The organism is Pseudomonas wadenswilerensis (assembly GCF_900497695.1).
In the GTDB taxonomy this organism is placed as follows: domain Bacteria; phylum Pseudomonadota; class Gammaproteobacteria; order Pseudomonadales; family Pseudomonadaceae; genus Aquipseudomonas; species Aquipseudomonas wadenswilerensis.
This window is the reverse complement of sequence record NZ_UIDD01000006.1, coordinates 446,719-459,500: the sequence shown is the minus strand read 5'-3', so window position 1 is coordinate 459,500 and position 12,782 is coordinate 446,719. Positions and strand designations below refer to the sequence as shown.

The following is a 12,782-nucleotide window of genomic DNA, read 5'->3' as shown; positions in this document are numbered from 1 at the left end:
TCACTAAATGTGCCCTGCTGTGCTAAAGTCGCGCCCTTTTTCTCGGCCCTGCCCCGCCAGGTGCCCCATGCTCCAGCGCCGTGGTTCGCCCGCCGCCCCTGAACAAGACAGAGAAACACCTGACATGACCCCTGTTCTAAACCTGTTGAACCGCACCAGCCTGGTGGTCCAGATCATGATCGGCCTCGTCGCCGGTATCGCCATGGCGGTGTTCGCCCCCGACACCGCCGCCAGCCTCGGCTTTGTCGGCAAGGTGTTCGTTTCCGCACTGAAGGCGGTGGCGCCGATCCTGGTGTTCATCCTGGTCATGGCTTCCATCGCCAACCACCGTCACGGCACGGAAACCCATATCCGCCCGATCCTGGTGCTGTACCTGTTCGGCACCTTCGCTGCCGCTGTGGTCGCGGTGATCGCCAGCATGGCCTTCCCTTCGAACCTGGCGCTGAGCACCTCGGACGTTGCCCTGAGCGCACCCGGCGGTATCACTGAAGTGCTGCAGAGTTTGCTGCTGAGCGTGGTCGACAACCCGGTGAGCGCGTTGATGAACGCCAACTTCATCGGCGTGCTGGCCTGGGCCATCGGCCTCGGCGTGGCGATTCGTCATGCTGGGGAAACCACGCGGACGGTGGTTGCCGACCTGTCCAACGGGGTGACGCTGATCGTGCGCGTGGTGATTCGCTTCGCGCCACTGGGGATTTTCGGCCTGGTCGCCTCGACCCTGGCGCAGTCCGGGCTGGACGCCCTGCTCGGTTACCTGCACCTGCTGGCCGTGCTGATCGGTTGCATGCTGTTCGTGGCGCTGGTGGTCAACCCGATCATCGTCTTCTGGAAGATTCGCCGCAACCCCTTCCCGCTGGTACTGCTGTGCCTGCGTGAAAGCGGCATCACCGCCTTCTTCACCCGCAGCTCGGCGGCCAACATCCCGGTGAACATGGCCTTGAGCGAAAAACTCGGCCTGCATGAAGACACCTACTCGGTGTCGATCCCGCTGGGCGCGACGATCAACATGGCCGGCGCAGCCATCACCATCACCGTGCTGACCCTGGCCGCCGTGCATACCCTGGGCATTGCCGTCGACATCCCTACCGCGATCCTGCTCAGCGTCGTCGCCGCCGTGTGTGCCTGCGGCGCCTCGGGCGTAGCCGGTGGTTCGCTGCTGCTGATCCCGCTGGCCTGCAGCCTGTTCGGCATCCCCAGCGAGATCGCCATGCAGGTGGTGGCTGTTGGCTTCATTATTGGTGTGCTGCAGGACTCGGCGGAAACCGCGCTGAACTCCTCCACCGACGTCCTGTTTACCGCCGCGGCCTGCCTGGCCGAGGAACGCCAGGCCGCCTGAGCCTGACCGGCAGCCGGTGCGTCCTGCACCGGCTGCTTGTGTTTTACCCTGTTGCGCACCTAGGCTAGAGGCCTTTCTTCGCATAGAGACAGGGCCATGTCCGCCGAACACGAAACCCCTTCCGACGCCCGCTTCACCAGCACCGAGATTCGCGTGCTCGGTTCGCTGATCGAAAAACAGGCCACCAGCCCGGAAACCTACCCCCTGACCCTCAACGCCCTGGTGCTGGCCTGCAACCAGAAGACCAGCCGTGAGCCGGTGATGAACCTTAGCCAGGGCCAGGTCGGTCAAGCCCTGCGCGCGCTGGAAGGCCAGGGCCTGACCCGCCTGCAGATGGGCAGCCGCGCCGACCGCTGGGAGCAACGCGTGGACAAGGCCCTGGAGCTGGTACCGGCGCAGGTGATCCTGCTCGGGCTGATGTTCCTGCGCGGGCCGCAGACCGTTAACGAACTGCTGACCCGCAGCAGCCGCATGCATGAGTTCGAAGATGCCGAGCAGGTCGTGCACCAGCTCGAGCGCCTGATCGCCCGCGGCTTTGCCCTGCACCTGCCGCGTCAGGCCGGGCAGCGAGAGGATCGCTATACCCATGCACTGGGGGATCCGGCCGAGATCGAGGCGATTCTGGCGGCGCGTCAGCAAGGGCCGGAGCGCTCGGCCGGCGGCGCAGTGTCGGTAGAGCGGATTGAAGCGCTGGAAGCACGGATCGCGGCGCTGGAAGAGCGCTTGGCGCAGTTCGAGTAAACCCGGGGCTGCTTTGCAGCCCATCGCTGGCAAAGCCAGCTCCCACAGAGTTTGGTGCCAACAGATCCATTGTGGCAAACCAGCTCCCACAGGGTTTGGTGTACACAGATCCACTGTGGGAGCCGGCCTTGCCGGCGATGGGGCCTACGCACTACCCGCGGGCAAACGCCACCGCCCGCGCCACCTGCTCCGCCGTCGGCCGCACCCCGGTGTACAGCACAAACTGCTCCAGCGCCTGCAAGGCAATCACCTCAAGCCCGGTAATCACCGGCTTGCCCAAGCGCTGGGCCTCGACGATCAACGGTGTCTGCGCCGGCATCGCCACCACATCGAACACCTGCTGGGCCGCCGCAATCGCCTCGGGCGCGAACGCCAACTGTTCTGCCTCGACCCCACCGGCCATGCCAATCGGCGTGACATTCACCAGCATCGGCGGGCACAGGTCGCCCAGCTGCGCCTGCCAGCGATACCCGCAGCTATCGGCCAACTGGCGGCCTGCCTGTTCATTGCGGGCGACGATAATGCCCTGGGTGAAACCGGCTTCACGCAAGGCACTGGCCACCGCCTTGGCCATACCGCCACTGCCGCGCAGGGCGAAGGCCGTGGATGGATCGATCCGGTGCTGCGCCAGCAGCTGACGTACAGCCAGGTAATCGGTGTTGTAGGCCTTGAGATGACCGTCGGTGTTGACGATGGTGTTGATCGACTCGATGGCCGCCGCCGACGGGTCGATTTCATCGACCAGGGCCATGCAGGCTTCCTTGTACGGCATCGACACGCCGCAACCGCGAATACCCAGCGCGCGAATACCCGCGACCGCCGCCGGCAGGTCCTGGGTGGTCATGGCCTTGTAGTAGTAATCCAGCCCCAGCTGCTGATACAGATGGTTATGAAAGCGCACGCCAAAGGTGCCCGGACGCCCGGCCAGCGAGATGCACAGCACGGTGTCTTTGCCTGGAACAGTTGCCATTTGATTCTCCCCCTCAAGCGAATCGGCATTATGCCCAAACGCCAAGCATGGCGATGATGTTCACTATCACTCAGGTTGATTTCAACCGCCAGGCACTGGCCGTTAAGGTAGGCCCATGATTCGCAGGAGGAACCCACAATGGCCCCTATCAACATCATGTCCGTCATCGGCAGCGCCGTCCCCACCTCGCTCAGGGAGCTGGGCCTGCTGGCCTGCTGGTACCTGGTGCGCAATGGCGAAGCGATCTCCGGGCCATTGACCTCGCTGCCCGCCGCCCAGGCCCTCGCCGACCGGCTCGAAGGCCCCGGCCTGCAAGCCTGAGGCTAGCCACCGTTTTATCGTGCGTTGCTCCGCACAGCCCCTTGCCCCGCCCTTTGGCGGGGCTTTTTATGGGAGGTCGATCCGTTTGGCGGGGATTGCTATCATCGTCCCGGTTTTGAATGACCAAGCATGCTATCGGGAAGTTGTCATGAAGGTAATCAACTGGGGAATGATCGGCTGCGGCAGCGTTGCCGAGCGCAAGAGTGGCCCGGCGTTCTACAAGGCGCCGGGTTCGGCGCTGGTGGCAGTGATGGGCCGGCGCCCCGCCGCCGCCCAGGACTATGCCACGCGCCATGGCATCGCCAAGGTTTACAGCGATGCGGCGCAGCTGATCGCCGACCCGCAGATCGATGCGGTGTACATCGCCACCCCACCCGACAGCCATTTTGCCTACAGTCTGCAGGTCGCAGCGGCCGGCAAGCACTGCTGCGTGGAAAAACCGATGTCGCTCAATGCCGACAGCAGCCAGCAGATGCAACAGGCCTTTGTCGACGCCGGGCGGCATCTGTTCGTGTCCTATTACCGACGTTCATTGCCGCGCTTCCAGCAAGTTCGCCAATGGCTGCAGGACGGCCGGATTGGCGAGGTCCGGCACCTGAGCTGGACCCTGACCAAACCACCTACCGATGGCGACCGTAGCGCCAGCCCCAACTGGCGCACCGATCCGCAAATCGCCGGTGGCGGTTACTTTGCCGACCTTGCCAGCCATGGCCTGGACCTGTTCCAGTACCTGCTCGGTGATATTGTCGAGGTCACCGGCTACACCGCCCGCCAGGCCGGCCTGTATGCCGCCGAAGATGCCGTGGCCGCCAGCTGGCGTTTCGCCAGTGGCGCGTTGGGCATGGGCTGCTGGAACTTCGTTGCCGACCGCCGCGAAGACCGCGTGGATATCATCGGCAGCAAAGGCCGGATCGGCTTCTCGGTATTCGACGAATACCCGGTACGCCTGGACGCCGACCAACAGCTCAGCCTGCAGATCGCCAACCCCGAGCACATCCAGTGGCATCACGTACTGGGCATGAATGCGCATATTCGCGGTGAGGCCAGGCACCCGGCAGTCGCCGCGCAAGCGCTGAAGACCGACGGGGTGATGGATCGGATCCTGGGGCGCGAATGATTGTTGCCAGCCTTGTTCAGAGCAGCTTTCGCATGAAGTAGCGGGTATGCCCCGACGGATAGTCGGCGAGCTCACCGAAGACGGTAAAACCGAGCTTGCGGTAAAACGCCGGTGCCTGGAAGCTGAAGGTATCCAGCCAGATACCGGTACAGCCCGCGCTTCGTGCCTGCGCCTCGGCCTGAATCATCAACTGGCGTCCTACACCCTGGCCGCGCAAGGATTCGGGCACGCTGAGCAGCTCGATGAACATCCACCCGGCAGAAATCTTGCCGTACAACCCGCCAATGACTTCGCCACCCTGAGGGTCGCGCAGCAACCAGGCGATGGTTTGCAAACGAGGCTCACCGGCCTGGCTGATGTTATAGGCCCGCAACGGTTGGAGGATGGCTTCGCGGTGCTGCTCGGTGGGGCTTTGAGTGAACTCGATGCTGACTGTCATGAGGAGGTCGTCCGGTTGACCAAAGAAGGTCACGACAGTAACAAATACGCATCAGTGCCAGCCATCCTCGACATCATCGAAACCTGAACAGCACTGAGCAACGACTCCGGAGCAAACCTTCAAAGCCCTGGGAACGATGCCCGCGAAATGGCCTCGCGCGCTTGCAGGGCGCGTTCCGAAATGACATGCCAGGATGCCTCAAGCGCGATCGCTTCCATCGCCGAGGACCACTTGAGGTAAGCATGGCTGACCGTCAGGTACCCTGCCGGTGGTTTCTTGCTGGAAGTGTAGTAATGGTCAAAGTAGTAGTTGTCGACGATGGCCACCGAGCGCTTGCTGCAGCCGACCGGAGAGGTTTCGACGTATCTGTCCAGACACCTTTCAAGCGACCTGGACATCAATTGCACCACGTTCTGTTCTGCCGAGCGGCTGGAGCTGATCTGCCCACTGAGCCACTCTTCATAGCTGGGGTTTTTGGCCCTGTCCTTGGCCCATAACGCTTCGGCAAACTCGCGCTGCTGCTTGACCTCCTCTTCTGTCATCTCCTTCCATTTCGGCTGGCACGCAGAAAGCGCCATTGCCACGAGCACTAATGCAGCAGAACGTTTGAACATTTGATCTTCCCTGTGTCGCAAGTTGATTGATGATAGTGAAAATCGGGAAGCTGGAATACTCAACTGGTGGGTACAAAATGGGTACGGGATTAAATCTTTTTCATGATCCGCCCAACGGATGCAGGGCAATCGACAGGATCTGGGCCATACTCCAGAGATGTTTTTTGCGTTTTTCTGTGTGAGCCAAAGTGGCAAAACCCAGTAAATCCGGGGGTTTGGCCACTCTGCTCTACACGCGAACACACACCGAAACGAAGCAATTGGTACAAAAATTGGTACAGCTACTTCCCCTCCTCCGGCGTCCTGCCGACCGAACACCTTCCCCTTATTTACGCACTCCCCGCACATACGCTTGGCACGCCGCCAATGCAATCAGTCCCTGGTCACCGGCATCGGTGATGGCGACAATTCGTTGAGCAGCCGCTGGGTCAAGTTCGCCTCGCGGGGCTCCATGAACCATGCTGGTGGCGCCGGCGGCGGCTGGCACTCCGCAGCCACTACCCTGGGTTGGGGTGGCGAGTAGGACTGACAGCCGGAGATCAGAAGTAGCGAGGCGATCGCGCAGGCGAGCCTGAGTTGCTTGAGCATTGGTCAGCTCCTGGTGGTGGGTTTTGTCGATGGCTTGCAGTTGATCTTCTAGGGCGCGCCGCCGGGCCTGCTCTGCACCCTGCCAGTTGACTACCGCAACCGCGGCAGCCTCTCGTTCAGCCTGGAACTCATTGGCCTGCTTCTCGCTCTTCGCCTGCCACTCGACATCCATGGTCGAGCGCCCGTGCTCGTAGGCGCGCCAGAACGCCCAGGCCACCAGCACCAGCGAAACCGTCGCGCCGATCGTGCGCGCACTGATCACGCCAGCACCTTCAACGCGCGGTCATACAGCGCCTTTCGCTCAGCGGCACCGTGCGGCACGCGGCCAGACTTGCCGGTGTTGATCACGCTGCCGATGTCTTGGAAGCGGCCGGCGTCGGCCAGCTCATTCAGGCCGTGGGTCGACCACCACCAGGCGGCGGACATGGCGGCGTGCTCGGGCTGCTCGAGCAGCTCGGGCTTCTCTTCCAGCGGCAGAGCTAAGCCAGCGCCGGCGGCGGCGTAGTTCGAGCGGCCGGTGAGCTGGATCAGGCCGCGGCCACGGTACCGCCAGCCGTCCCCCGGGCAGGTGTTGCCCATGCGCCCGCTGTACACGATGTTGGCGATCTTCTCCGGCTGCCGCGCGCAGGCCGCCGCCGACACTGCGGTGAACCGGCTGGGCCAAGTACGCACCAACGCCTCGGCACTGTAGTTCAGGTTCTCCACCAGGTTGCGCAGCTGGCCCGACTCATGCCCGACCTGGGCCAGGAACGCCGCCACGCGCACCGGGCTGTCGATCTTGTGGCGGGCCATGGCCCGGTTCAGTGCAGGCAAAAAAATGCCCGCGACTGGGCGGGCGTTCGGGAGGATCTGCAGCAACTGCTGCTCGCTCAAAGGGGGCATGCGTTTCTCCAGGCAAAAATAAACCCGCTCGATGGCGGGTGGTCAGGGCTCAGTTCTTGGTGTGGGCGGCGGTGGCATGTCCAGGCGAACGTCGATCCAACTGTTCAGAGGCACATCCAAAGGCACGCCTTTGCTCAACAGCAACTCGCCGTCATCGGTGAGCGTCCAGCGTTGCTTGAACAGGCGAACCGTAACGGTGCCATCGTCGCCCTGCTCGCTCTCGGTAATACCCAGCGGCCTGCCGCCATCTGGTGAGCATGGGTCCTGCGTGCGCCACCCTTCGACAGCCAGGCCCAGGCTTCCAGCAATGCGATACTCACCCATCGCCATGCGCTCAACCTGAACGCCGCGAGCCTCGTCATTGGCTACGCCCCAGGCGCCGGCGCCCTGGAAGGTTTGCTCCTGCAGGTCGCGCCGCGCGCTGTCGGATACATTCGCGATACGCACAATCGGCGACGCCGCGGACAGCGCGCCACCGGAACCTCGGGTGGTGTTGCCGGTGTGATAGATCTCGCACCAGCCTCCCCAGGCTGGGCCGGTGAGCCGGCGAAAGCCGATAGCATTCACCGCATAATCAATTGCGAGCTGCGTACCGTAGTTTCCGGCCCCGTCGACAGTCGCCGAAAGTGCACTCAATGTGCCATAGCCAGAGCCGAAACCAGGCTTGTCCGCAGTTGCTGGGGAATACCTATAGAAACCGCTGTCTTGGATCTGCGGGCCACCGATGTTGGTCGCCAATGGTAGGCCAGTAGCCCAGGTAGCGCCGAGCCCGAAGGCGCCGCGGGTGAGCACCTGTCCGGCGGCAGTGCCGATGGTGGCCACGGCAGCATTGCCGAGACCTAAGCCGTTGCGGGCCTCTGCCTGAGTTTTCCCGCCGGTACCGCCCTTTGCAACCGGGACAACATCTTCGGTCGACACACTGCCCAGGCCCGCCAAGGTGGCGCCCCACTGCTCAACGATCTGGCGGAGCTTATCGGCAGCGTCCTTGACGTACCCCTGCATGGGCGCCAGCCCGTAGGCGCCGCCGGTGACTGTCGCGCCTTGATAGGCCGGATAGATTGACAGCACCGCCGCGCTGGCGATGTTGGTCACTTCGTACCAGCGGCCGTCAGGCCCTTGGAATGCGTCACCCACCCGACTGTTGGCGGAAAACGCCGTGCCGGTGCCGGTGACGGTTTGTTGGCCGGCAGTAATCGCCACGCTGCCTGTTCTGTACCAGGGCATGGTATCTCCTGAAATTTGGGTTACATCGAAGTAGGGGTTGAGCCTGAGGCTCAGACGCTGAGCTTTGCGAACACCGCGGCAACCCGGCCGATATCCGTCCAGGCGGCGACGTTGACCAGGTACATCTCCAGATAGCCGCCTGAGTACTGCATCCTGATACCGCACGACGATGCCCGCACTGCATGCGCCGGCATCGAACGGGAGAACGGGTTGAGCATCAGGTACTCATCCTCGGCCAAGCTCGCTGCCACAGGCGTGCGGTAGTAGTAAGCATTGGCGATTTCTAGATGGACCTGCCCGACATAGACCCATGAGTTGGAGGCCTTGGTGAAGATCACCGCAGGGGCGCCCGAGTCGTAGACCAGGTTCGTCCCGCCGTCGAAAAGCCGCAGCCCAAACTGACTGTTGCCGGGGGAAGCGAAGACCGCGGCGAACCACTTGCCGGACGGGCTGTAGGTGACGTTGGCGGCCTCGATCGAGAAACCGGTCCAGTTACCAGGGCTGCCGCTGATGTTCAGGTACCGGTAGAGCTCGGTGGCACTGGTGGTGCTGGGCCGGATGAAGATACAGGGCGGCTCCTGGGTGGTGATCGGCGCTGGAAACACAACGCTTGCCACAAACCCGGAAGGCGCCGCATAGTTGCCTTTGTGCACCATGCACAGCCTGGGCTTCTCCGAGTCGATCTGGACGAAGGAGTCATCGTTCTTGGCGTAAAATCCAAAGGTCAATTTCGAAACCTCATGACAAGTAGGCGGACCCTGATCAGGGTCACAAAGCGGGAGTCGGTTTCATTTGGATGCCGCGACAACACCGTCACCACGCCCGGAGCGAGCGAGATGTACGGCATGGCCGTTGCGTGGGTATCGCGATTGCTGTCATCTACTGCATCGATGGGCAGCAGGACTGCCGAGCATTTATCGGGATCGAAGCCTGGGATGCTGATGGTCCTGGGCGTGGTGGTGGCGGTGAAGTCGAGCAGTTCGTTGTGAAGAATCTGGTAAGTGAAGCTGGTGGTATCCAGCTCCATCACCCCGGTACTCGAAAACGTTCTTAGGCCGAAACTCATGCCGACAGATCCCCCAGTTGTGCCCGCAGGACTTTGTTGAGGTCGTACACATAGAACCCGAGGTTGTTGAGCATCGTTGAGCCGCCAGTACCAGAGCCGCGCAAGGTAAACGTGCCTGACGGAACATTGATCTCCAAAAGCGGCAAGCCCTCGGCGTTGACCGCAGCTGATCGAATCGTCATCCCGAGAATCACCTCCCTGATGAAAGCCTGCGATATGAACGCCTGATTGATAAAGACCTGGCCGTTCTGCACAACGAACGGCGAGGAAAGGTTTCCGTTGATTCCATTCACCACGGCGAAGCGGTCGGCGCTGACCAGGAACTGGCTTTGCAACCCGGCAGGACCGTTCTCGATGCCCAGGCCTATGCCGGCAACCACATACTGGTCTTGGGAGTTGAGCTGCGTCTTCACCGACCACATCGTGCTGGCCTTGCCTTCCAGGTTTACCAGTGCCTGGCTGGTGGTCTGGACCGCTGCGTTAGTGCTGCCCAGAGAGGCCTCAAGAGTTTCGGTCTTGCGTGCGATCGCTTCATCGCGGGAGGCGCTGGCTTTAACCTCCACTGCAAACGCTGCGGTCGAATCCCACTGGCTCAGCGCGCCAGCAAGGTCACCCTCTGCATCTTCGTCTCGGAAGGAAGCACGCAGCGCCTGAAGGCTCTCGGCCGTGGCCGTGACCTTGCCGCCCACCTCGGTGATGTTGGTGGTGTTGGTCTCCACCTGCTGGGCCAGGCCGTCGATGGATTCAACTGACTGACCGACATCGGTCCATAGCACCGGGTTGGGCGGCGCATTGCCGCCTGCAGGGTCTGCCGGGATGTTCTGCTTAGCCTGGTAGATTCGCCCGTCCACCACGACCATCTGGTCCTTGGTGTACGCCTCGTCTGGGCTGTACGCCTTCAGGCCATCCAGGGCGTCGATCTGCTCCTGCAGTCCGTCGATCTTCTCGACCAGATCCTGGCCGAGCTCGGTTTCGGTGATCCGGCCGACGATCATGCCAAGAATTGGCGAGGCGTCCGTGCTGGAGATGCCCCGCACAGCGTTCGGCGCCACCGGGAACCACGGCCCGATGTTGCCGGTACGGTCGATAAGGCGCGCCCAGAAGAAGAACGAAACACCACCTGCGCCGACCTGGTACTTCCAATCGCTCTGCGGGTAGGCCAGATCAGTGAGTTTGGTCGCCTGCGCCAGATCGGTGCTGGGGCTGTACCAGATCTCCGTGCGCTGGGTGTCCTCGGCGCCAGGAGGGAAGCCCCACTTCAGGCCGATTGCGAACAGCTCGCTGGTGGCGGTGAGGAACGTCACCGCCGGCGGCAATCCAGCTTTGCCAGTCAGCTGCGTGAGGCTGGAGCTTTTCCACACCGACGAGATATCGAAGGCACTCACCGCCCGCACCCGGGCCAGGTATGCCCCGGCGTAGATGCCCGTCACGTCGACCGAGGTCGTGCCGGTGCGCTGCAGCTTGATCCAGTTGCCGTTGTCCTTGCGCCACTCCACGTCATAGGCCACGGCACCTTCTACTGCCGGCCAGGCGATGGTCATGGTGCTGACTGCGAGGCCTTGCTCCACGGCATAGCTCGAGGTCAGGGTTACGCTCGCCGGCGGCGGCACCGTCGTCACCGGGATGACGCTGATCGGCCGCTCCTCAAGCTTGGCGCCGGTATCGATGGCGGCAAACTTGCTGGGGTTGAACTCCAGGGCGGTGAACTCGTACTCGCCCTCGGTGGTGCGCACACGCTTCAGCACACGGAACAACTGGACAGCCAGGTCCTCATAGTCGATCGCCCACTGCAGCTCGCGCTCCGGCTGCAGTGCGTAGGCGGTGGTCACCGTCACGTCTCGCCCGTTCACCGACTGCACCGTCCTGCCCTGGGCGGTGCCGTTGGGCAGGTTGATAATCAGTCGGTCGCCAGCCTTGATTGGCGTGTCCCGATCCAGGGTGATCACCCGGCCGAGCGCAGCCGATATGCGCCCGCCGGTCGGGCGGCCGGCGACCACTTCGTCAGCCACCGGGATGACGAAGCCCGGCAGCACGTTCGCCCCCTCCATGCCCGTCTTGAACGAGACGGTGCGATCCTGGCTATTGCTCAGCAGTGCCCACTTGCCACGGCGCTGGGCCTCACTGGCACGGGTGCAGCCGATAGCCGAGATTTCGATGGGCCGATCCCGGAACCGGCGCTGCAACGCAATGTCGGTTACCGGAATCACGTCGGTGTCGTAGTTGTTGGCCGGGTTGTCGTAGCTCACCAATGCGCGGCTGTAGTGCGTGTCGCGGCCGGCGCCACCATAGACGAAATCGCCGTCGATGACGTTCGACCTGGTGAAGACGTAGTCGATATCCTGCGCACGCGGCATGTCGGCCTGCATGTACAGCGAGCCCTGAGCCCAGTAGACCATACCCCTGTAAATTGCCGAGAGATCGCGCAGCAGCGTCCAAGCCTCGGCCTTGCCCTGCAAGTTCAGGTCGCACAGGTAGCGCGGCTCCTGGCCGCCTACACCATCCGGCACAAGCTGGTCGCAGTACTGCGAGATGCGGTACATCTCCCATTTGTCGACCATCCAGGGCTGAATGCGCTTCCCCAGGCCGAACCGGTCGTTGACGCACAGGCCATAGGTGGCCCAAACCGGGTTGTTGGTCCAAGCCTGCTTGAAAGTGCCATCCCACACGCCGGTGTAGGTGCGTGTCACCGGGTCGTAGTTGCTCGGCACAGGCCAGCGCTGCGCCTTACAGTTGACCGTTACCGCCGGGATGTTATGGAACTGCTCGGCATTGAACTCGATGTAAAGCAGCGCGGTGTTCGGGTAGCGCAGCTTCTGGTCGATGATCTCGGTGTAGCCCGCGATCAGCATCTGATCCGCAATCGTGCCGCTGTTGGCGTTTGGTGTGATGCGGCGAATCCGGAAAGCCCACCCGGAGGTGGCCGGCGGCAGGCTGACAGGCTCCGATCGCTGGTAGCCATTGGTGGTCTTGCCGTCAACAGCACCACGAAGGGACTCGACAAATGCCCCGCCGTCGGTAGAAACGTCGATGGCGTACTCGATGCGATAGCCGTTCGTGCCGTTGTCGTCCTGACTGGCAAGGCGGGGCCAGGAGAACCGCACGCGGAATCTGGAGAGCTGGAGATTGCTCAGGGTGCGGGTGAAGGGCGTGTCGCTACGCAGCTCGACGTTTACCGTCGTCTCGTTCTCGATCGCCGGAATACCCTGAATGTAATCCTGTTCGATCGAGCCTGGGCGCCACTCCCACTTGACCCCCGGGAAGTTCACATTGCCGCTGGCATCCACGATCGGGGTGTTATCCAGGTAGATATCACGGTCCGTCGGAGTTTCGTCAAACTCACCCTCACCCACCGCCAGCAGGATCTTGGCGATGTTCGTCGACTGCAGGCTATCCGGCGCCTCAACCGGACTTTTCGGCTTCTTCTCGCCACCTTTGGCGCCGGTGATTTCTGGTAGAAGTGCTGCGCCCATGCTTTCCTCCGGGC

At 62.6% G+C, this 12,782-nt stretch carries 13 protein-coding genes; 4 read left to right on the top strand and 9 right to left on the bottom strand.

What is annotated here, in order from left to right; genetic code table 11:
* Nucleotides 1-124 precede the first annotated feature (124 nt).
* Complete coding sequence (sstT, locus tag CCOS864_RS10980; RefSeq protein ID WP_115086311.1) at nt 125-1,336, top strand: serine/threonine transporter SstT; 1,212 nt, start codon at nt 125-127, stop codon at nt 1,334-1,336.
* A 96-nt stretch (nt 1,337-1,432) separates the two neighbouring features.
* The gene (locus tag CCOS864_RS10975; protein ID WP_115086310.1) at nt 1,433-2,077 is read left to right on the top strand and encodes a YceH family protein; all 645 of its coding nucleotides are present in this window, start codon (nt 1,433-1,435) and stop codon (nt 2,075-2,077) included.
* A gap of 151 nt (nt 2,078-2,228) precedes the next feature.
* On the opposite strand, the gene CCOS864_RS10970 is transcribed toward CCOS864_RS10975, so the two are convergent.
* The gene (locus CCOS864_RS10970; RefSeq protein ID WP_115086309.1) at nt 2,229-3,047 is read right to left on the bottom strand and encodes a shikimate 5-dehydrogenase; all 819 of its coding nucleotides are present in this window, start codon (nt 3,045-3,047) and stop codon (nt 2,229-2,231) included.
* A gap of 138 nt (nt 3,048-3,185) precedes the next feature.
* Here CCOS864_RS10970 and CCOS864_RS10965 point away from each other — a divergent pair, with 138 nt between their 5' ends.
* Both CCOS864_RS10965 and CCOS864_RS10960 read left to right on the top strand, forming a co-directional pair.
* Entirely contained in the window at nt 3,186-3,368 is a 183-nt protein-coding gene (locus CCOS864_RS10965) for a hypothetical protein (protein WP_115086308.1), read from the top strand.
* Between the two features lie 148 nt (nt 3,369-3,516).
* Nucleotides 3,517-4,485 carry a Gfo/Idh/MocA family protein gene (locus CCOS864_RS10960; RefSeq protein ID WP_115086307.1) on the top strand — a complete coding sequence of 323 codons (969 nt, stop codon included), beginning with the start codon at nt 3,517-3,519 and terminating at the stop codon, nt 4,483-4,485.
* 16 nt (nt 4,486-4,501) lie between these two features.
* Here CCOS864_RS10960 and CCOS864_RS10955 read toward each other — a convergent pair whose 3' ends face one another.
* The 8 genes from CCOS864_RS10955 to CCOS864_RS10920 all read right to left on the bottom strand — a co-directional run bounded on the left by CCOS864_RS10955 (nt 4,502) and on the right by CCOS864_RS10920 (nt 12,768).
* On the bottom strand, nt 4,502-4,924 hold the full coding sequence (locus tag CCOS864_RS10955; protein WP_115086364.1) for a GNAT family N-acetyltransferase: 423 nt from the start codon (nt 4,922-4,924) through the stop codon (nt 4,502-4,504).
* A 119-nt stretch (nt 4,925-5,043) separates the two neighbouring features.
* Nucleotides 5,044-5,538, bottom strand: a complete 495-nt coding sequence (locus CCOS864_RS10950) for a hypothetical protein (protein ID WP_115086306.1) — start codon at nt 5,536-5,538, stop codon at nt 5,044-5,046.
* Nucleotides 5,539-5,863: 325 nt separating this feature from the next.
* On the bottom strand, nt 5,864-6,349 hold the full coding sequence (locus CCOS864_RS10945) for a lysis system i-spanin subunit Rz (RefSeq protein WP_415842524.1): 486 nt from the start codon (nt 6,347-6,349) through the stop codon (nt 5,864-5,866).
* A gap of 35 nt (nt 6,350-6,384) precedes the next feature.
* Nucleotides 6,385-7,008 carry a glycoside hydrolase family 19 protein gene (locus CCOS864_RS10940; protein WP_115086305.1) on the bottom strand — a complete coding sequence of 208 codons (624 nt, stop codon included), beginning with the start codon at nt 7,006-7,008 and terminating at the stop codon, nt 6,385-6,387.
* Between the two features lie 42 nt (nt 7,009-7,050).
* Nucleotides 7,051-8,232 carry a pyocin knob domain-containing protein gene (locus CCOS864_RS10935; protein ID WP_208644367.1) on the bottom strand — a complete coding sequence of 394 codons (1,182 nt, stop codon included), beginning with the start codon at nt 8,230-8,232 and terminating at the stop codon, nt 7,051-7,053.
* 50 nt (nt 8,233-8,282) lie between these two features.
* Nucleotides 8,283-8,960, bottom strand: a complete 678-nt coding sequence (locus CCOS864_RS10930) for a hypothetical protein (RefSeq protein WP_115086304.1) — start codon at nt 8,958-8,960, stop codon at nt 8,283-8,285.
* The gene (locus CCOS864_RS10925) at nt 8,957-9,298 is read right to left on the bottom strand and encodes a hypothetical protein (protein WP_148708529.1); all 342 of its coding nucleotides are present in this window, start codon (nt 9,296-9,298) and stop codon (nt 8,957-8,959) included. Before CCOS864_RS10925 ends, CCOS864_RS10930 begins: the two co-directional genes overlap by 4 nt.
* Complete coding sequence (locus CCOS864_RS10920; RefSeq protein WP_115086302.1) at nt 9,295-12,768, bottom strand: TipJ family phage tail tip protein; 3,474 nt, start codon at nt 12,766-12,768, stop codon at nt 9,295-9,297. Before CCOS864_RS10920 ends, CCOS864_RS10925 begins: the two co-directional genes overlap by 4 nt.
* Nucleotides 12,769-12,782 lie beyond the last annotated feature (14 nt).

Excerpts from the sequence above, each read along its gene's own strand:
- CCOS864_RS10955 (WP_115086364.1), bottom strand. The coding sequence starts at position 4,924 with ATGACAGTCAGCATCGAGTTCACTCAAAGCCCCACCGAGCAGCACCGC.
- CCOS864_RS10975 (WP_115086310.1), top strand. The coding sequence starts at position 1,433 with ATGTCCGCCGAACACGAAACCCCTTCCGACGCCCGCTTCACCAGCACC.
- CCOS864_RS10970 (WP_115086309.1), bottom strand. The coding sequence starts at position 3,047 with ATGGCAACTGTTCCAGGCAAAGACACCGTGCTGTGCATCTCGCTGGCC.
- CCOS864_RS10925 (WP_148708529.1), bottom strand. The coding sequence starts at position 9,298 with ATGAGTTTCGGCCTAAGAACGTTTTCGAGTACCGGGGTGATGGAGCTG.
- CCOS864_RS10920 (WP_115086302.1), bottom strand. The coding sequence starts at position 12,768 with ATGGGCGCAGCACTTCTACCAGAAATCACCGGCGCCAAAGGTGGCGAG.
- CCOS864_RS10950 (WP_115086306.1), bottom strand. The coding sequence starts at position 5,538 with ATGTTCAAACGTTCTGCTGCATTAGTGCTCGTGGCAATGGCGCTTTCT.
- sstT (WP_115086311.1), top strand. The coding sequence starts at position 125 with ATGACCCCTGTTCTAAACCTGTTGAACCGCACCAGCCTGGTGGTCCAG.
- CCOS864_RS10965 (WP_115086308.1), top strand. The coding sequence starts at position 3,186 with ATGGCCCCTATCAACATCATGTCCGTCATCGGCAGCGCCGTCCCCACC.
- CCOS864_RS10960 (WP_115086307.1), top strand. The coding sequence starts at position 3,517 with ATGAAGGTAATCAACTGGGGAATGATCGGCTGCGGCAGCGTTGCCGAG.
- CCOS864_RS10940 (WP_115086305.1), bottom strand. The coding sequence starts at position 7,008 with ATGCCCCCTTTGAGCGAGCAGCAGTTGCTGCAGATCCTCCCGAACGCC.
- CCOS864_RS10935 (WP_208644367.1), bottom strand. The coding sequence starts at position 8,232 with ATGCCCTGGTACAGAACAGGCAGCGTGGCGATTACTGCCGGCCAACAA.